This is a genomic window from Paenibacillus yonginensis, from assembly GCF_001685395.1.
GTDB lineage: Bacteria > Bacillota > Bacilli > Paenibacillales > Paenibacillaceae > Fontibacillus > Fontibacillus yonginensis.
Genome location: NZ_CP014167.1, coordinates 448,745 through 466,674, shown reverse-complemented (window position 1 = coordinate 466,674; position 17,930 = coordinate 448,745). Strand labels below are relative to the sequence as shown.

Sequence of the window (17,930 nt, the reverse complement as noted above, 5' to 3'; positions counted from 1 at the left end):
AAAAACTCCTACGGATCTCCTCGGACAGCCAGGCTGCCCGGTATCTGGCTCCAGCCGTGAAGCGGGAATTTATCTATTGGCTCCTCGCAGACGAGGAAGGCGCGCTTTTCTTCAAAATATGCTGCTGCATCAGGAAGCTGAGAGGATCAGCAAAGTGATTGAGTGGATTACTGCCAACTAAAGCAGCCCGCTTCTTGACGGCGTCAATTTAACCGAATCTGCGCTGTGGGTCGGCTACCAGAGCGCAACGCAATTCAGCCGTGAATATAAAAGGTTGTTCGGGCTTTCCCCACTGCAGGATATGCGGACGTTCCATGCCGGCGGCGGCACGGACAAACCGATTCCGCAGCCAGCCATTTTCTGAGAGGGTCTTTCTCGGACCTGTGCCATTCGGAAACGCGAAATCGGAAAACGTCCGGTTACCGCCAACCTCATCCGCCTCGGATTAATTGATTAAGTGAGACATAGCCGCAATTGAATCCGTTTAGAAAGCAAAATGAGAGGCGCCGCCGTCAACCAGCAAATTTTGACCGGTTACATAACTGGAGGCATCCGAGCAAAAGAACAAAACCGGAGACACAAGCTCGATCACTTCCCCATATCGGCCCATTGGCGTCCGCTGTTCAATGACCTGCTTCACTTCAGGCTTGTCCAGATTTTCATAAGTGAGCGGCGTTCTGAAAAACCACGGGCTGACGGCATTAACCGTTACGCCGAATTTGGCCCATTCCGTCGCCAGCTGCCTCGTCAGCTGGACGACACCCGCTTTGCTCGGGCCGTAGGCTGTTGAGAATGAGAGGGTCATTTCCGAGGCGGCGGAGGAGATGTTAACCATACGGCCGTATTGTTGTTCAACCATATGCCTTCCAACCGCCTGGGAGATAAAGAAAATCGATTTAAGGTTCGTGTCAAAAATAAAATCCCACTCTTCTTCACCAAATTCAAAGGCGGTCTTGCGAATGGTCGTCCCGGCATTGTTCACAAGAATATCAATATGGCCAAATTCTTCAACCACCCGCTGGACAACGGAATTTACGGCCTGTTTATCCGTCACGTCACAAGAAAGGCCAAGCGTCTTCCGGCCTGTCGCCTGTCGGATTTCGTCAGCAGCCTGAACCACTTCCACTTCCGTTCTTGCCGTCAGGACCACATCCGCTCCCGCAAACGCCAGACCTTCCGCAAGTACTCTTCCAATTCCCCTGCCTGCTCCAGTCACGATTGCAACTTTGCCGCTCAGATCAAAACTGACTTGCGCCATCTCCAAACGCCTCCCATTTTCCAATAATATACAGACATTTTCCCTTCTAATTTACAATAAGTTCGAGGGATAAAACAAACCCCGAACCGGAAACATTCCGACGCGGGGCATACAGTTATTTATTCTCATAAAAACCTTTGGGTTCAAGCTGTAGAATCTAGACTTCAGAATCCAGCCATGCAACCATTCAGCCACCCAGCCTTTCAGCCGCGGATTTGCAGCTCCGCCTCCAGCTGTTCATTCAGACGGTCAGCCAATTCCAGCAGCTCCAGCGGCTCCAAAATGATAAAGTCGGGCCGCTCGGTTTCGTCGGCAGGTTCATGCGGATAACGCGGGGTCCAGCTCTGAAAAACGCTGGTGATGCCCAGCGCATTTGCTCCTTTAACATCACGGCTCAGGTTGTTGCCAACCATGATAACCCGCCCATAATCCTGCTCAGTCAGCTCTACCGCACCCGCCGCTGCCTTGAACATGCGGGGACTCGGCTTGGTTGCCTTGATGCTATCGGAAATAATCAAAGCCGTAAAATAGTCGAACAATCCGTTTTGCTTCATCACGTTATAGAAAGACTGCGTATCCCCGTCCGCTACCAGCACGAGCGTATAACCCCGTTCGTAAAGCGTCTTGACCATCGTATCCGCACCGGGAATCACGTCCGCACTGACTACGATACCTTCGTCATTCCTTACTTCCGTAGACTCGTCAATGATCGTATCTCCGCTATCCAGAAAGATAACAAGCCGTTTATTGTCCATGCCGAGCTCCTTTGTTTATGTCCTGTATTTTGAATCCTTAGAATCTTATTCTATACGAGACTTGCCAGCTCCTGTTGCACCGAAGCCGAATTTCTGGAGGATTCCAAGGAAGCTCCCGGCCCGAAAGCCGAAACGCCCTGCAGGTTCAATTCCTCAGCATAATGGCAGGCGACCTGACGGCCGTCCTTCATAGCGCACAGCTCCGGCTCTGTCTGCTCGCAGAGCGAGGTCCGGTAAGCGCAGCGGGGATGGAACCGGCATCCGGAAGGCGGACTAGCCGGATTTGGCACCTCCCCCTGCAAAATAATCCGTTCCTTCTTCGCCTCCGGATCAGGCCGGGGAGCTGAAGAGATCAGCGCTTCCGTATAAGGATGCAGCGGCTGGCGGAACAAGGCTTTCGCATCTGACAGCTCGATGATTTTCCCCAAATACATAACGGCAATCCGATCTGAAATATGCTTGACGACCGAAAGGTCATGCGAAATGAACAAATACGTCATCTCATACTGCTGCTGCAGATCTTTAAGCAGGTTGATAATCTGCGCCTGAACCGACACGTCCAGCGCGGATACCGCCTCGTCGCACACCACGACTTTAGGCCGGGTGACAAGTGCGCGGGCAATGCCGATCCGCTGCCGCTGTCCGCCGGAGAAAGCATGCGGATACCTCTTCAAAAAGCTGGGATCCAGCCCGGTTTGCCCGGCGATCGTCCGGACTCGCTCGTCAATCTCTGCTTTGCTGAGTCCGCCGAAGGCCCGCAGCGGCTCGCTGATAATTTCGTACACGGTCATTCTCGGATTAAGCGAAGAGTAGGGGTCCTGAAAAATCATCTGAATGCCCGGGCGAATCGCCTTATATTCCTGTTTGGTTGCCTTCAGGAAATCGATGCTGCGCCCGTCTTCCATCCGATAATTCACCTGGCCGGAGGTCGGCTCGATCCCGCGAACCAGACAGCGGCCCAGCGTTGTTTTGCCGCAGCCCGATTCACCGACAAGACTCAGCGTTTCCGCACGCCGGATAGAAAAAGAAACATCAGCCACGGCCCGTACAGGCGCCGCTGCACGTTTAAGGCTTCTGCCTCCGCCGTCGCCGTCATACTCTTTGACCAGATTAACGACATCCATGATCGGCTGCTCAAGCATTTGCTCGGGCTTTTGATCTAGCCTTTGTTCAAGCGTTTGCTCAGGCATTAACGACATGTTCATTCCTCCTCTCTTCCCCTCCGCTTGCTTCCGGCCAATAAAGGAAGCAGCTTGCCGTATGACGGTCCGACAGCTGCACAGCTTCCGGATTCTGCACGTTGCATACGCCGGGAATCCGCTGGCTGCAGCGATCGTAAAAGCCGCACATCGGCGGCATATTCAGCGGCACAGGCACGGTGCCTTCAATCGATTCCAGCCGCTCAACAGTGCGGTCCAGGGATGGAATCGAGCGCAGCAGTCCTTGGGTATACGGATGCTTCGGATTCCGGTAAATCTCCCGGACCGGCGCTTGCTCCACCACTTTTCCCAAATACATCACAGCAACCTCGTCGCACATTTCCGCTACGATGCCCAAATCGTGCGTAATAAACAGGATCGCCATGCCGAACTGCTCCTGCAGCTCCTTCATCAAGGCGAGCACTTGGGCCTGAATCGTAACGTCAAGCGCCGTTGTTGGTTCATCTGCAATCAGCACCTCCGGACCGCAGGACAGCGCCATCGCGATCATTGCCCGCTGCATCATTCCCCCGGAGAATTCATGGGGATACTGATAGAAACGTTTCTCGGGATTGGCGATACCCACCCTTCTCAGCATGTCGATCGTCAGCTCAAGCGCTTCTCTTTTGTTCCGGGTCCGGTGAAGCAGGATCGATTCCATGATTTGATTGCCCACTGTGTACAGCGGGGAGAAAGCCGCCATCGGCTCCTGAAAAATCATTCCGATTTTGCTGCCGCGGATCGCTCGAATTTCCTTGCCGTCCGGCTTCAGCTTCAGCAAATCGGTATCGCCCAGCCAAACCGAGCCGGAAACCTTCGTTTTCTTCGGCTGGATGCCTAGAATCGCTTTGCCTGTAATGCTTTTGCCGCAGCCCGACTCCCCGACGATGCCCAGTGTTTTGCCTTTGGACACCTGAAAGCTGACGCCGTTTACCGCCTTCAGCAGGCCGCGTTCCACCGGAAAATGAACCTTCAGATCCTCTACGCGAAGCACTGTCTGATCCGGAGCCGGCTCTGGATTCAGAAGCTCATCCGCCGCCTGACCGGTCTTCTCTGCCGCCGTTTTCGTCATTGTCATCTCCTCAACCTCACTGTCTGCCTGTTTATTTCAGCCATGTTCATCTTTATCTTGATAATCATCTGTTATAACTCATCATTTATAGGGGTCGGCAGCATCGCGCAAGCCATCGCCCAGAAAGTTAAAAGCGAGTACCGTAGATATAACGAAGCCAAGCGGAATCAGTTTCCAAGGATACAGCGCCACGTTCTCCATCTTCTGCGCTTCCTGCATCAGCACGCCCCAGCTTGCCGCCGGGGAACGAATGCCCAGCCCGAGAAAGCTGATCGCCGTTTCGCCGATAATCATTGCCGGAACCGCCAGCGTCATCGCCACAACCAGATAACTCATAAAGCCCGGCACCAGGTGGACAAAGATAATCCGCGCATTGCTCACACCGGAAATTTTCGCCGCCATTACATAATCCTCATTCCGAAGGGATATGAACCGGCTGCGTACTACCCGGGCAAGTCCCGTCCACTCGATAAAGGCCATAATAATCGTAATATAGAAAAACATCTGCACGACCGGAATCCGCGCCGGTATAGCCGCCGAAAGCGCCATCCAGAGCGGCAGGGTCGGGAAAGATCGTATGATTTCAATAACACGCTGCACAATACTGTCAACGATGCCGCCAAAATAGCCGGAGATGCCGCCCAGCAGCAGCCCCAGCACAAAGCTGATCGCGACGCCGACAAGCGGAATCGTCAGGGATATCTGGCTGCCGAGCACAATTCGGGAGAACAGGTCCCGTCCCATGTCGTCCGTACCGAAGATAAACAGGCGTCCCGGACTTTCTACACCAAACAAATGCAAATTACCGGGGATTAGGCCCAGAAATTTATATTCCGTTCCCGTTACAAAAAATTTCAAAGGATACCTTTCGGAGGGGTCCTCCACAAACCTTTTGCGCAGAGTAACCGGATCCCGCTCCGATTTAAGGCCGTAGACGAACGGCCGGAGGTGAAAATTCCCGTCTGCATCCACAAAGTGAAGCTTCGATGGACGGCTGTTCAGCTGCTCGCTGTCATAGTTGTCCAGCCCCTGCGGAGCAACAAAGTTCCCGAATAAGGCCAGCAGATACATCAAGGCCAGCACAATCAAACTGATCCGTGCCAGCTTGTGCCTCATGAGCTTGCGGAACATAAGACGGATGTGGGATTCCGCGTAATAAGTGTCTTCCTCTCTCTTGACCGAAAACAATCTGGACCATAAACCAGAATTCTTCTTCATCTGCGTATACATCGATCACATTCCTTTTCTCTGCATCCGGATTCGAGGGTCAAGCCATACCAGCAAAATATCTGATATGAGCGTACCCAGCACAATACAAGCGGCCATAAACAGCAGCCAGGTCCCCGCCAAATACATGTCCTGGGACAGCAGCGCCTGATACATAACAGGTCCCTGTACCGGCAGGTTCAGCACGATCGCCGTAATAGTCGCCCCTGTGAAAATGGAGGTCAGCGACCATCCTATGGTACTGACGATCGGATTGATGGCGGCACGAACCGGATATTTGAAAATAATCCGCGCTTCGGACAATCCCTTGGCCCTTGCGGTGAGCATATAAGGCTTGTCCATTTCATCCAGCATCTGCGCCCGCATGACGCGGATCAGATCGCAGGTGCTGCCCGTGCCGATCACGATAACGGGAATGATCATATGTTTAAGAAAGTCCTTGAATTTCTCATAGGACCAAGCCTGCTCTGCAAATTCCGGCGAGAACAGTCCCAGCATCGGGTCGCCGACATAGACATAGGAGAAATACATAAGAATAATCGCCAGCAGAAAATTAGGTGTAGCCATGCCGATAAAGCCGATAGCCGTAAAGATATAATCACCGATTGAATACTGCCGCACCGCACTGTAAATGCCGATTGGAATAGACAGCGCATAAGTAAACAGCATGGAAATTACAGACACAATGACCGTAAAGCCCATATATTGGCTGATGATCGAAGCCACCGGACGGTTATAGTTCAGCGAATAGCCGAAATCGCCTTGAGTCACCATCCCCCAGATCCACTTGAAATACTGCATATACCAGCTCTGATCCAGACCATACGCTTCCCGCAGCTTTAGCAGCGCCGCATCGTCCATGATTTCGCCGCTTGTCGTCATCTTGGCTGCATAAGTGCTGATGAAATCGCCGGGAGGCAGCTGGATGATAAAAAAGACGATGATCGATATCAGCAGCACGACCGGAATCATCGTAAGCAGCCTGCGAGTTATGTAACCTACCACATGCAGTTCCCCTCTTCATCATGCAAGATCAACGGGGAAGAAACTTCCCCGTTGATAAGCAGATTCGTATATTGTTCGTATACTATTCGATAAAAAATTGATCCGGATGAGCGAAGCCAAGTCCTCTGAACTCATCGCTGTTAACAAGGGCCGGCACGTTCTTCACATTGTTTTTGACAACGGTCAGAACAGGAGTCGGGCCTGTGTAACCAATCACCCACTGGTTCTTCTGATGCAGCTTAATAATCTCGTTGCTGTACTGCGTAATTTCCTCTCTTGTCTTCGCTGCCTTGATTTTGTCCCAGAATTCCATGATCTTGGCTACATCCCCTTCCGGTTTCACGCCTTCTTTGCCTCCGGAAGAGTTGTACAAGCCATAGTGGCCAAACCAAGGAGTAATAACGCGCAGAGGAACAAGCTCGTCCGGTCTGAGCGAAACGTCAACGACGCTGACCGTCTTGAACGTTGCCGGAATTTTGTTGGCGTACTTCAGATCAAAGAAGCTGCCTTGGTCCACGATTTTGAGCTCGGTTTTAATACCGACGCTTTCGTAATATTTGCGAACCAGTTCGATAAACTGCTCGTTGTCGGCGCTTTTTTCCTCATAGAACAAAATGGACAGAGGGGAACCGTCGGCAAAGGTTCTGTACTTATGAGCGCTGTCCCATTTCAGGCCGATTTCATCAAACAACTGTGAAGCGCGGGTTGTATCGTACTCCGTCCACTGCTTGTTCCAGCCATCCTGGAAGCCTGGCAGGCCTTCCGGTACGGAAGCTTGAGCCGGTTCGCCCATGCCGCTTGTAATGATCTCGGAAACTTCCTTGCGATCCACTGCTACCGAAAGTGCTTCGCGGAAGCGAATGTCCTGGAACAATGCGCGGAGCTTCGGATCCTCGGTTGTCTGGTTCAGCTCAATGCCTGTACTGGACCAGTTTGGCGTCGACCAAGGGATAACGCGGTATCCGCCTTTTTGTTCATTTTCCTTGAGTACGGTGAAATCCTTGAAATCAAACTGGGCTACTTCCACGTTGCCGGCCAGCATATCCAGCAGCTTGTGGCTTGGGTCCTGCGTTTTCGTCAGCACGATGCGGTCGATATAAGGAAGCTGTTGCCCTTCTGCATCGGTTTTGAAGTAATACGGGTTGCGCTCCATAATGAAGCGATCGCTGTTGGCATCGTTCGTTGCGACCCAAGGGCGGAGAGTTGGGCGCTGCGGGTACAGCCAGTAATAGTAGCCAGTCCATACGCCCAGATTTTGGGTGTCTTCAAAGCCATACTCTTTGGCAACCTCAAGCGCTTTGTCCTCGCCGATGAATTCCGGAAGGATCGTTTTGTAATAATGAGCCGGTGCGAAGAACCACTTGTTGTCGATCGCCAGCCGCTCCAGGAATTGTACACTTGGATGCTTGAACACCACTTTGACCGTGTAGTCGTCGACTTTGGTCACCTCGGCTCTTTCCTTCTCGCCCGTCTCCGGATTCACCGAATAATAGCAGTCGTACAGCGCCTTGCCGAAGGTTTCAGGAATCAGCATATGCTCCCAGTAGAAAATAACATCATCGGCCGTAAACGGAACGCCGTCCGACCATTTCATGCCTTCCCGAAGATGGATCGTGAATTCAGTAGAGTCCTCGTTCACATCGTAGCTTTTGGCCACGTTGGGCTCAACGCTGCCGGAGCCATCCTGCTTGAAGCGGAACAACGGCTCTTCCGTCACCATCTCGATGCCCCATTTATCGTCGGGACCGTTCCAAGGATAACGCCATTCACCGCCGTATTTACCGATTTCCTCGTAAGTTGGCTCAACCATAATGTCATCTGCAGCCGGCATACGTTCTTCTATCGGCGGCAGTGATCCCGCCTTGACCTTCTCAGCCAGAATCGGGGCTTCCTTCAAGCCGCCCCCTGACGAAGAAGTATTATTGGCAGCCGTATTGGCTGACGGCGCCTGAGACTCTGCCGGCGCTGCAGACGTCTTGGCTTGACGATCTTTGTTGCCATTGACGAATAAAATGACAACTACCAGCACTACGGCAACTACAACTGCAAGGCTCCAGATCGATTTTTTTCCCACTTTTGTCTCTCCAGTCTCTAATTTGAAATAAAGAAGTTTTATTTGGAAATCAATGAGAATCGGTTAGAAAAAAATTAGTTTAGAAACACGGCCAAAGAGGTTTAAAACGTTTTTAATCTAAAATCGTATCGCTTGTCAGGGCTGTTTTCTCCTGAGGTCCCGTTGGGCCGTCCGCCAGCAGCGGCTGTCCAAAGACGGAGCCTTGCGCCGGATTGCCGAACCGGTATACCGCACCGCTGTTCGGATTGGTATAATCTTTGTTCAGCCAGGTTGGCCATGGATTGCCAAGACCTACACCGGTCGATGCATTCGGGAAGTATTCAAATGCCTGTACCCGGTTCCACGTATCCCAAGACGTTCCCTGATTCGTTACGTCGGTCAGCTTGGCGATCACGATATCCTGATACACATGATTGCCCGGGTCTTTCCACATGCCGTGGGAACCAAAGGCCGAGTAAGCAACCGGATGTGTGCCGCCGATCTTGTCCACTTCATCCCAGCGGTAAGTAATACCGGAAGAATGATAGCCGTAGAACACTTGAACTGGCTTCAAATAGTTCTGGCCGTTGTAGACGAACTTGGCTAAGCGGACCGTTACGCGTTCAAAGTCGCCCACATGGTCGCCAAATTCACTGCCGAGCACGGTTTTGCCCAGATCGTATGGGGAGAACTGGAAGTAAACTAAATCAACATTGTTGTAATCTTTCTCGACCCAAAAGGCGTAGATGGGCGCATTTTGCAGGTCGCCATTAAAATAAGGGAGCTTCTTGTTGTAAGGGTTCAAAGCTTCTTTGGTTCTGAATTCGTAATTCCCGGAGTTAGGATTGAGGTAGCGTTCCACATAAGGGAACGTGTACTCCACGGAGGATGGAAAATAAACTTCGCCTTGCGCAAACCAGATTCGTGGCGCAAAGGATTCGAGCATACTGCGTTTGGATGCATCCGTGTACGCGTTGCCCGGAACGGCGAAGCTGGAGGCATCAAGCGGTGTAACAGCTTCGACCTTCAGACTGCTTGTCTCATCATTGAAGTCATCGACATACATAGCATCAGCAGTAAAAACCTTCGATGCCCCGGAGAAACCAGCATCCTTGTACAGGGTAACCTTGTAGCCCGGCGCAACCCGCAGGGAGGAAATTTTATCATTTCCTACTCCGCTATTGATGACGTCCCAGTCATAGCTGCCAATGTCAAAAGCCTGCTCTTTACCTCCGTAAGGCGAATTGTCATAAACCGTCACCGGCAAATGGGAAGCATAGCTGGCAGACAAGCGAGCCAGATCACTGTTATCAGCTCCGAACCCGTTCGCAGATTCAGCTCCTGCAAGACTGGCGCCTGGCAGCCCCAAACCGGAAACAGTCAAAATACCGACCAGTAAAGCGAATATCCAGCTCTTGGCCCGCTTGGCCTTCCGGATGCTGCGAACTTCCTGGAAGATAGATCTGCTCCATTCCCCTCTGCGAATAAGCATTGTCAAATTTCCTGTAGGTTTCACGATGTTTGTTATCCCTCCATCTCCTGATATTTGGAAAATTACCCCTTCCATCCAAAGACGATAATCTATGTCACTGATATATTCAATCGTTTCGTAACATTAATTTTGTAAATCAAAATAGGGGGGAATGTTAAATTAAAAACTATAAAATCCATGTAAAAAAGCCTCCCCTTATTTACTTAAACCGCGATCTCGTTAGGATTTGGTTCAATAAAAGGGGGAAGCATCTGATATTTTTTATATATGCAGGTCTTAATCCGTTGACATTTGTTTGACAGAACTACGTTCCACAAGCGAAGTGTTAACTTTTATCGTAATTGGGTTTTCCCGGGAATGATTGATCCTTTTAACCAATAGTTTGACTGCCGCTTGTCCCAGCTGGTCGGTTGTTTGACGTACTGTCGTTAGCGGGACGGGAAGCAGGCTGGCCAGCTGGATATCGGAGAAACCGACGATGGACAGCTCATCCGGCACCGATTTGTTCATATGAAACGCCGTATACAAACAAGAGGTTGCCAGATAGTCATCGGCGCAAAGCACGGCCGTCAGCCCGGGACTTTCCTCCAGAAAAGCCTGCAGCTGCCGATTCAGTGCGGTCAGGTTGTCCATGTAATCCTCTCCGCAATGGAGAAAAATGTTATGGCTGTTGATCGACAAGTCATGATCCAGCATCGCCTGCAGATACCCTTTATAACGATCCTCCCGGCTCGTAACTCCGTCGAAAGCCATTGACACGTAGCCGATCTCCCGGTGCCCTTTGCCAATCAAATATTCCGTCAATTGGTAGGCCCCCTGATAATGATCGTGGTACACGCAGTCAATTCGAACCTCCCGGAAGATCCGGTCAATCACAACGATCGGGTAATTGGCCAGATAGAGCTGAAGCACCTTTTCGCTGCAGGTTTTCCGGCCTCTCGGATAGAGAATGATCCCGTCGACTCCCGCATCCTGCAGCTCCTGCAGACATTCGCTTTCATCATCTTTGTCCTTGGACACCCGGATCAGCACCTGATAACCGGCTTCTCTTGCCTCGGCTTCGGCGGCAGCAATAATTCTGGCTGTATATTCATCCAGGTTGGGAAACACCAGCGCCATTCGTTTTTGTTCGGAACTGATCCTCCGCTTCATTCCTGATGCTTGCTGCAGGGCGGCTCTTTGATTCTCTTCAAAACTGCTGTTGTTTCCTTCAGAACTGCTGTTGTTTCCTTCAGAACTGTTGTGATTCCCTTCAGGATTACCTGTCTGCCCCGACACGAAAGTGCCGCGTCTTGCCAGCCTGTATACCAGTCCTTCTTTAACCAGCAGCTCAAGCGCCAGCTTGGCTGTCATCCGGCTCACGCCGTAAAGCTTGGCCAATTCGCCTTCTGAGAGAACGGGCTCATGAGGCTGCATCCCTTTGGCCGTAATATCGGCCCTGACTTTATCTGCTACCTGCCGGTACAGCAGGTTCTTCCGTTTGGTTGCGCTGCGCTGCTCCTTCATCCATCTTTTCCCTCCGATACTGATCCATGTCACATGTATAATATCAGAAACATAAGCCAGCAACCACTCCACCTTTTGTTCCATATGATGCCTAAGGGAGTAGTTGACATGAATTTAACTTTTGTCCCCTATTTTTTTACAAACCTCTGTATCCAAATTAACGGGAGCCTCCAACTATTCCTTTATACTAATAAAAATCAAGCGCTTGGTATGACCTATTACAAGTAGGAGGATCTGCCTATCATGAATGCCGCAACTATTCAGCAATCTTATCTGGACATCGTATTGAAAGCCGCCCCCCGGCTTCTCATGGACCTAAAGGAGCCTTTCCAGCTAATCCGGGCCGGGGTTACGATATTTGAGCAGTCCGGTCCCTCTCCGTCTTTCGCCAGAACGATTGAGGTAGATCGTGAGGAGGTTCAGTTCGTCATTGAATATGCGCTCTATTGGGATTATGACATTCAGCATCTTTATGACTTGGAGCATGTTTGGATCTATGTCGGCCATGATGGGAAAATTGTCTCCTGCGAGGTCAGCTTCCACGGCCGTTATTTGGTCGGACTTTTGCCTGATCGGGGCAATCTGACGGACAGCGGACAAGTTCAGGTGTTCGTGCAGCCTGGCAAACATGCCATGTCGCCGCTGCCTGAAGTGTTTCTGCTGCTGCCCGATGCAAGAAGCTCCTGCATGGAAGAAGCGGGCAATGGCGGCGTGCTGGAGCCGGATTTATTCCGTGGTGAATTTGAACTCAACGATCTCTCGGACCGTTTGGCTGAAAATCATTTGCGAGCCTTCACGTTCCGGCCTGCCTTTGCGTACGCTCCCTTCGAGTGGACTCCAGACATGTTCATTCCATGGGAACAGCTGCGGATGGAAATTCCGCAAAGGATGCGTAAGCTGCTGGCGGAACTCGAACTACGTGGTTAGTCATGCGGTTATGCGGTTATGCGGTTATACCGTTATCGCTTAGCCGTTAGGCGAAGCGAAACGGGTAACCCCACTGGAGGAATACCTTCGACCTAAAAAAGATGACCCCTCATCATAAGGAGTCATCTTCCGGTAACCATTGTTGCAAAGTATCAAATGTCGCTGCTTAAGAACCCTTACCTCTCGCTTCGTTACACCAGCGTCTACCGCCTGCTTATTTTCTTTTTGGAGCCAGCTCGACGGCCTGGCGGATCGCTTCGGTCATGCTTTTTTCTTCCACGATGCCTTTGCCGGCAATATCGAACGCGGTGCCGTGATCGACGCTGGTGCGGATGATCGGCAGGCCGACCGTAATATTGACGCCCGCATCGAGGCCAAGCACCTTGACGGGACCATGTCCCTGGTCATGATACATCGCTACCACGATATCGAAATCGCCGCGGACCGTACGGAAGAACAGCGTATCCGCAGGCAGCGGGCCAACCACGTTGATCCCTTCGCCCTGCGCCTTGTTCACGGCCGGTACTACCTTTTCTTCTTCTTCGCCATAGCCGAACAGTCCGTTTTCGCCCGCATGCGGGTTGATGCCGCAAACGGCGATTTTCGGATTTTCGATGCCCGATTTGACCAGCGTGTCATGGGCCAGCCGGATCACCCGGTAGACGCGGTCCGGGTTAATCATTTTCACAGCGTCGATGATTCCGACATGGGTTGTGACGTGGATGACTTTCAGTTTAGGCGCGGACAGCATCATGGAAAACTCGTCTGTACCGGTCAAATCGGCCAGAATTTCCGTATGGCCCGGATATTTGTGCCCGCCTTTATGGAGGGCCTCCTTGTTCAGCGGAGCCGTGCAGATGGCGTCGATTGCCTTTTTGTTCGCCAGATCGATTGCTTTGGCCAAATATTCAAACGCGGCATGGCCGGCTTCCGCCGACACCTGGCCGATGGGCAGGTCTTCGCTCAGCAGGTTCAGATCGAGGCAATAGACTGTCCCGAAGGAATACGGGAGATCGGCAATTTGCTCCTCTTGAATGGTTTCGACTTTTAAATCGCTGTGGACAAAAGCTTTGGCCCGGTTCAAAATTTTGCTGTCGCCAATAACAACAGGACGGCAGAGATCATAAATCTCCGGATCGCCCAGACTTTTTAAAATAATCTCGGGTCCTACGCCCGCTCCGTCCCCCATAGTGATTCCGACGATCGGTTTGATTTGATTCATGTTCATTCATCCTTTCCGTTCATATAACTTAATACATTCGCCAAAGAATTTTCGCTGCCGAAAGCGCCTGCTTTCGTGACGGTCCAATAGTCCCGGGACGAAGATGCGTCGCTCATTTTGCCAAGCGGCAGTCCCGGCTCCACCTCGGTGTACAGCCGCAGCCGGGTCATGCCCAGCCGGTTGCAGACAGCCTTGGCCGTGTCTCCTCCCGTCAGCACCAGCCCGTTGATATCCGGAAAAGACTGCAGAATCGCCCGGGCAATCGTGCCCAGCTCCCTGGAGATCGCTTCGCTGATTTCCGTTTTATTCATAGAAAGCTCCGCTTCCAGCTTTTTGGTCGCCTCCCGGTTCTCCGCTGACGGATCCACGAACAGCACGAAATGCCTGTTATGCGCATTCCCAGCGAACGTACGAACCATATCCTGTACCTCGTAGGTTTGCCGGATCAAATCCGCCGGATTCATCTCCAGGAAAAAAACGTCCGGCAGCGTCCGTGCTTTCTCGAGCTGCCGTCTGGTCACCTGGGACAAGCTGGCGGAAACCGTCAGCGTCCGGGCAATGTTCAGCTTGTCCGGCTGGCCGCTGAACGTTTGCTTCAAGTTCAGCGCAGCCGGCAGCTGCTCGATCAGGCCGGCCGATCCGGCCCATACCGTCCGTTTGCCGGTTTGGGCAAACAGCCGGGCGACCGCCTCCAAATCGGCGTCTGTGGCAGCGTCGCAGATGAACCAGGCCGGGCCTTCAGCAGCCAGCTCCAAAATTTTGCGTTTCGTCTGTTCCGGCGAATCCGCCAATTCCGTTTGGCTGATCAGGTAAATCCGGTTAGCGTCTACATAACCCTTAAACAAATTAGGGATGCTGCTGTCCGTGACCGGCGTTTTCGGATCCCGTCCGAACTCCGTCTCCGAAACAAGCCGGCCGTTTACGTATTGGTATCCGTTTATGGTTTGCCGGTTCATTTTCGGAAATGCCGGCGCAACCACCACAACTTCAGGCTGATGAACGGACACGACAGCTGCCAGTTCGGCGGCGACATTTCCTCTTAATGTCGAGTCCATTTTTTTATAAACATGCTCATAGCCATGACTCCGCAGAATCGAACTCGCCTTGCTGCTTCGTTCATAAGCGACCCGCTCTTCCGCCGCCCGGCTGTCGGTATCGATAATCGCCACGTCTCCGGCTGATCCCAAAGCGCCTTCTTGAAAATCCAGCCAGACGGTTGAGGCAATGCCGATCTTCGACAGCTGTACGCCGGCGTCATTGGCCCCCGTCAAATCGTCCGCAATGATGTAAAAACTACGCATGAGTTCTCCACTTCCTTATTTTACTGCATTCTCTATAGTACAACTAAATTGATGGCTTGAGAGGATTAAGCGCTTGCATTACGCCGCTCGGCACGTTTAGCGAACCAGGTGGTGAGCAGCGGCGTCAGAACGGCCGTCACGATAACGGCAGCTGTAACCTGCAGTGTTGCTGTAGCCGCAATGGCAGAGTAGCCGGTGTATACGGCTGCAACGGCCATAGGCACGGCTGAAGTATTCCCTGCGGTAGACGAAGCGGCAATGCCGGCTACGCCGTTTCCGCCGGTCAAACGGTCGATGAGGAACAGGACTACACCGGTAATCACAACGACGCCAATCCCGAGCAGTACACCGGAGAAACCGGCTTTAACCACGTTGGTCAGGTTAATGCCCGAGCCGATAGCCAGCGCAAACAGCGGAATCAGGACCTCCTGTCCTTTGCTTAAAAATTCCCGCATTTTCTCGTCCAGGTTGCCGAGAATCATACCGAGAACCAGCGGCAGGATGGCGAACACAAACGCCAGGACCGGAAAGCTCGCCAGTCCGGCAACGCCCAGAATCAGCATGGTGAAGAAAGGACCGGATTCAAGCGACATAATCGAATAAGCGGCAACGTCCTCAGCTTTTCGTCCGAGCTGTCCCATCAGCGCCATATAAAGGCCGCCGTTTGTATCGGAGAAAGCAGCTATGATCGCCAAAGCGGACAACCCCAGAAAGAGATTGTTTTGATCCGGGAAAATGGCTTTGATCAGCAAAGCGATCAGAAAGGTCGTGCCGATTTTGCCGACCCAGAGGCTCACGCCTTTCTTCAAAATATAGCCGGTGGCCTGAAAGCGAATCGTGGAACCTAAACAAATATAAAATGCTGCCAGCAAAGCCGAGGTCCCGGTTAAAAGTCCTCCCGTAAACGAGCTTTTAAATTCCGGCAAATCAAAGATGGATGGAAAAAATGTACGAATGATAGCCCCTATGAGCAAAGGAATCAACATCATCCCGCCGGGGATTTTGTCAATGGCCGCTTTGATTTTCATGGTTGCACCGCTCCTTGTTGTTGTAATTTGAAACACTTATTTGTCTTGTAACCGATTACAGTTCTTATAGTAAACGCATACATAATAAAATGCAACAGTTTTGTGTTTAAAAAATAAGATAAACACAAAACTGTTGCATTATTAAACAGTCAACTGGATTACCCCTTCAGCTTGCGCCACAGGGTGGAGCGGTTAATATCCAAACGTTTGGCCGCCTTCGTTTGATTAAAACCTTCCTCTTCTAGCACCTTCTCAATGATCTTCTTCTCGATGTGCTCCAGGGAGCCGGTCAAAAGATCGGACCGCAAGCCGGCCGGCAGCGCACCTTTGCGCGCCAGCAGTTCCTCGATTAACCGGGCTTCGAGCACATACCCTTTTTCCATTAAAACAGCTTCCTGCAGCAGCGCCTTCAGTTCCTCTACATCCCCGGGCCAGGCATAACCGGCCAGCAAAGACAATGCCTGTTCATGAATGCGGACGGCAGAAGTGCCAAGCGTTTGATTGAAATGCAATAGGAATGCCGTAACCAGCTCTTTCAAGTCTTCTTTGCGCTGAGCCAAAGCCGGCAGATGGATGCGGATCACTCCATCCCCGTAAATCCGGTTGCCCCACTCGGCTTCTTCCTCCATCACCGGCAGAACGACGGTCATCCCCTGTCGCTTAAACAGCTCCAGCTGCCCCCAAAGCTTGTCCTTCTTCCCTGAGCCCAATGAGAGCAGCGTATGGACATAAATCGTTTTGATATCGCCGTCAAGCGTTTCGGGTTCGAGACCGAGCAGATCGGAAGCTTTTACAGAAGCATATAAACCGTTCCCCTGAAATTTGTGGAAATGAATATAACGGGCAATCAGCTCCGATTCGGCCCCGGCCGGCCCCGTTAAAATAAAATGATTATAAGACAGGCAGCGGCGGATCAAAACCAAACAAGCGTTCATCGCTTCGCTTTGGTGAATGACCAGCGGCGGAGCCGGCAGGCCGATTTTCAAGCTTTCATGCGCTTCTGCAGCCCTTGTCCCATGGAGCCGGGCAAATTCGCAGACCACAAAAACGGAGCCGGCAACCGTGATCCGTGTTCTCGTGACTTTTAACGTATTGCCGTCCGCATCCGTGGTATGGGTCATTTCGCGTCCGCTGCCGGTTCCCGGCAAGTCCGCTTCAAGCGGCAGCTCCGCCCAGGGCCCGGTCTCCAGCTCCTTCCACTGCTCATAAACCACTTCGCCTTGCTCCGAGACTACCATGAAATCAGACGCTGTAACCCGCAGGATCTTTTTTAAACGTTCGATCTCCAGCCTGCTTTTCAGCATCCAGCGCGACACTGTTTTGGTTTCTTTAAACGCGCTAAAAATAGCTTCGCGCCCCGATTGGATCAGTATGCCCAGAAGTCCCAGGCGGGATGCGGTTTCGAAGGTAACGACATCGCCCATGATTAGCTGGTAGCCCTCCTGCTTCAAACGTTTAAGCAGCTCTTCCGTCTCGTCCTCGGATTCGATCGTGTACATATCGATGGGAATGTCCAGCAGATCGGTAATCGCTTTGGCGCCTTGGGTAATGGATGAAAACCCTACGATCGCTTTTTTTCTCGGAAAATCATTGGCCAGCGTCAGTACCCGCAGCATGTCATAGCCGGAAACGTGCACATCGATCACCGGAATGTCCACCGCTTCTGCAATCAGCTTCGCCGTGCCTCCGCGGCTTATGATCGCTTCAAACCCCTGTGCCTCCGCTTGCTTCGCCAAAGCCACGCCATGCTGGAGGTTCCCGACCTGAACGTGCAGATCCAGCTCGCTCTCTTCCTTGCCGCATTCCTCTATCAAATTCACCATGGCTTCGTAAGGCGCCACAAACAGCGTTTTAATCGTCATTTCTACCACACCTGTACTTTAAA

At 51.9% G+C, this 17,930-nt stretch carries 16 protein-coding genes; 3 read left to right on the top strand and 13 right to left on the bottom strand.

Going from position 1 to position 17,930, the window contains the following annotated elements:
- Window positions 1-14: 14 nt before the first annotated feature.
- Both AWM70_RS24260 and AWM70_RS24255 read left to right on the top strand, forming a co-directional pair.
- A complete protein-coding gene (locus tag AWM70_RS24260; protein ID WP_151208790.1) occupies window positions 15-158 on the top strand; it encodes an AraC family transcriptional regulator in 144 nt (47 codons plus the stop codon).
- A gap of 65 nt (window positions 159-223) precedes the next feature.
- The gene (locus AWM70_RS24255; protein WP_418303207.1) at window positions 224-364 is read left to right on the top strand and encodes a hypothetical protein; all 141 of its coding nucleotides are present in this window, start codon (window positions 224-226) and stop codon (window positions 362-364) included.
- A gap of 120 nt (window positions 365-484) precedes the next feature.
- On the opposite strand, the gene AWM70_RS02045 is transcribed toward AWM70_RS24255, so the two are convergent.
- From AWM70_RS02045 to AWM70_RS02005, 9 genes are all read right to left on the bottom strand, one after another.
- Window positions 485-1,258 carry an SDR family NAD(P)-dependent oxidoreductase gene (locus tag AWM70_RS02045; RefSeq protein ID WP_068693926.1) on the bottom strand — a complete coding sequence of 258 codons (774 nt, stop codon included), beginning with the start codon at window positions 1,256-1,258 and terminating at the stop codon, window positions 485-487.
- Between the two features lie 203 nt (window positions 1,259-1,461).
- On the bottom strand, window positions 1,462-2,013 hold the full coding sequence (locus AWM70_RS02040) for an HAD family hydrolase (RefSeq protein WP_068693923.1): 552 nt from the start codon (window positions 2,011-2,013) through the stop codon (window positions 1,462-1,464).
- 50 nt (window positions 2,014-2,063) lie between these two features.
- The gene (locus AWM70_RS02035; RefSeq protein ID WP_068700284.1) at window positions 2,064-3,155 is read right to left on the bottom strand and encodes an ABC transporter ATP-binding protein; all 1,092 of its coding nucleotides are present in this window, start codon (window positions 3,153-3,155) and stop codon (window positions 2,064-2,066) included.
- A 40-nt stretch (window positions 3,156-3,195) separates the two neighbouring features.
- Window positions 3,196-4,290 (bottom strand): ABC transporter ATP-binding protein, encoded by a 1,095-nt coding sequence (locus AWM70_RS02030; RefSeq protein WP_083180093.1) that lies wholly within the window; start codon window positions 4,288-4,290, stop codon window positions 3,196-3,198.
- A gap of 75 nt (window positions 4,291-4,365) precedes the next feature.
- Window positions 4,366-5,502, bottom strand: a complete 1,137-nt coding sequence (locus AWM70_RS02025; protein WP_068700281.1) for an ABC transporter permease — start codon at window positions 5,500-5,502, stop codon at window positions 4,366-4,368.
- A gap of 15 nt (window positions 5,503-5,517) precedes the next feature.
- Entirely contained in the window at window positions 5,518-6,516 is a 999-nt protein-coding gene (locus tag AWM70_RS02020) for an ABC transporter permease (protein WP_068693921.1), read from the bottom strand.
- Window positions 6,517-6,598: 82 nt separating this feature from the next.
- Window positions 6,599-8,590 (bottom strand): ABC transporter substrate-binding protein, encoded by a 1,992-nt coding sequence (locus tag AWM70_RS02015; protein ID WP_068693919.1) that lies wholly within the window; start codon window positions 8,588-8,590, stop codon window positions 6,599-6,601.
- Between the two features lie 112 nt (window positions 8,591-8,702).
- Complete coding sequence (locus tag AWM70_RS02010) at window positions 8,703-10,061, bottom strand: Vps62-related protein (RefSeq protein ID WP_068693917.1); 1,359 nt, start codon at window positions 10,059-10,061, stop codon at window positions 8,703-8,705.
- 276 nt (window positions 10,062-10,337) lie between these two features.
- Window positions 10,338-11,600, bottom strand: coding sequence for a GntR family transcriptional regulator (locus tag AWM70_RS02005; protein ID WP_335582139.1), 1,263 nt, complete (start codon window positions 11,598-11,600; stop codon window positions 10,338-10,340).
- A gap of 210 nt (window positions 11,601-11,810) precedes the next feature.
- Here AWM70_RS02005 and AWM70_RS02000 point away from each other — a divergent pair, with 210 nt between their 5' ends.
- The gene (locus AWM70_RS02000) at window positions 11,811-12,494 is read left to right on the top strand and encodes a hypothetical protein (protein WP_068693911.1); all 684 of its coding nucleotides are present in this window, start codon (window positions 11,811-11,813) and stop codon (window positions 12,492-12,494) included.
- 214 nt (window positions 12,495-12,708) lie between these two features.
- On the opposite strand, the gene pdxA is transcribed toward AWM70_RS02000, so the two are convergent.
- The 4 genes from pdxA to AWM70_RS01980 form a co-directional block, all read right to left on the bottom strand.
- A complete protein-coding gene (gene pdxA, locus AWM70_RS01995) occupies window positions 12,709-13,716 on the bottom strand; it encodes a 4-hydroxythreonine-4-phosphate dehydrogenase PdxA (RefSeq protein WP_068693909.1) in 1,008 nt (335 codons plus the stop codon).
- Window positions 13,717-13,718: 2 nt separating this feature from the next.
- Window positions 13,719-15,017 (bottom strand): four-carbon acid sugar kinase family protein, encoded by a 1,299-nt coding sequence (locus tag AWM70_RS01990; RefSeq protein WP_068693907.1) that lies wholly within the window; start codon window positions 15,015-15,017, stop codon window positions 13,719-13,721.
- Window positions 15,018-15,082: 65 nt separating this feature from the next.
- Window positions 15,083-16,045: a 2-keto-3-deoxygluconate permease gene (locus AWM70_RS01985; protein ID WP_068693905.1), complete on the bottom strand. Its 963-nt coding sequence runs from the start codon at window positions 16,043-16,045 to the stop codon at window positions 15,083-15,085.
- A 158-nt stretch (window positions 16,046-16,203) separates the two neighbouring features.
- Entirely contained in the window at window positions 16,204-17,907 is a 1,704-nt protein-coding gene (locus AWM70_RS01980; protein WP_068693903.1) for a sigma-54-dependent transcriptional regulator, read from the bottom strand.
- Window positions 17,908-17,930: the final 23 nt, after the last annotated feature.

Excerpts from the sequence above, each read along its gene's own strand:
- AWM70_RS02045 (WP_068693926.1), bottom strand. The coding sequence starts at position 1,258 with ATGGCGCAAGTCAGTTTTGATCTGAGCGGCAAAGTTGCAATCGTGACT.
- AWM70_RS02040 (WP_068693923.1), bottom strand. The coding sequence starts at position 2,013 with ATGGACAATAAACGGCTTGTTATCTTTCTGGATAGCGGAGATACGATC.
- AWM70_RS02035 (WP_068700284.1), bottom strand. The coding sequence starts at position 3,155 with ATGCTTGAGCAGCCGATCATGGATGTCGTTAATCTGGTCAAAGAGTAT.
- AWM70_RS02030 (WP_083180093.1), bottom strand. The coding sequence starts at position 4,290 with ATGACAATGACGAAAACGGCGGCAGAGAAGACCGGTCAGGCGGCGGAT.
- AWM70_RS02025 (WP_068700281.1), bottom strand. The coding sequence starts at position 5,502 with ATGAAGAAGAATTCTGGTTTATGGTCCAGATTGTTTTCGGTCAAGAGA.
- AWM70_RS02010 (WP_068693917.1), bottom strand. The coding sequence starts at position 10,061 with ATGCTTATTCGCAGAGGGGAATGGAGCAGATCTATCTTCCAGGAAGTT.
- AWM70_RS02000 (WP_068693911.1), top strand. The coding sequence starts at position 11,811 with ATGAATGCCGCAACTATTCAGCAATCTTATCTGGACATCGTATTGAAA.
- pdxA (WP_068693909.1), bottom strand. The coding sequence starts at position 13,716 with ATGAATCAAATCAAACCGATCGTCGGAATCACTATGGGGGACGGAGCG.
- AWM70_RS01990 (WP_068693907.1), bottom strand. The coding sequence starts at position 15,017 with ATGCGTAGTTTTTACATCATTGCGGACGATTTGACGGGGGCCAATGAC.
- AWM70_RS01985 (WP_068693905.1), bottom strand. The coding sequence starts at position 16,045 with ATGAAAATCAAAGCGGCCATTGACAAAATCCCCGGCGGGATGATGTTG.
- AWM70_RS01980 (WP_068693903.1), bottom strand. The coding sequence starts at position 17,907 with ATGACGATTAAAACGCTGTTTGTGGCGCCTTACGAAGCCATGGTGAAT.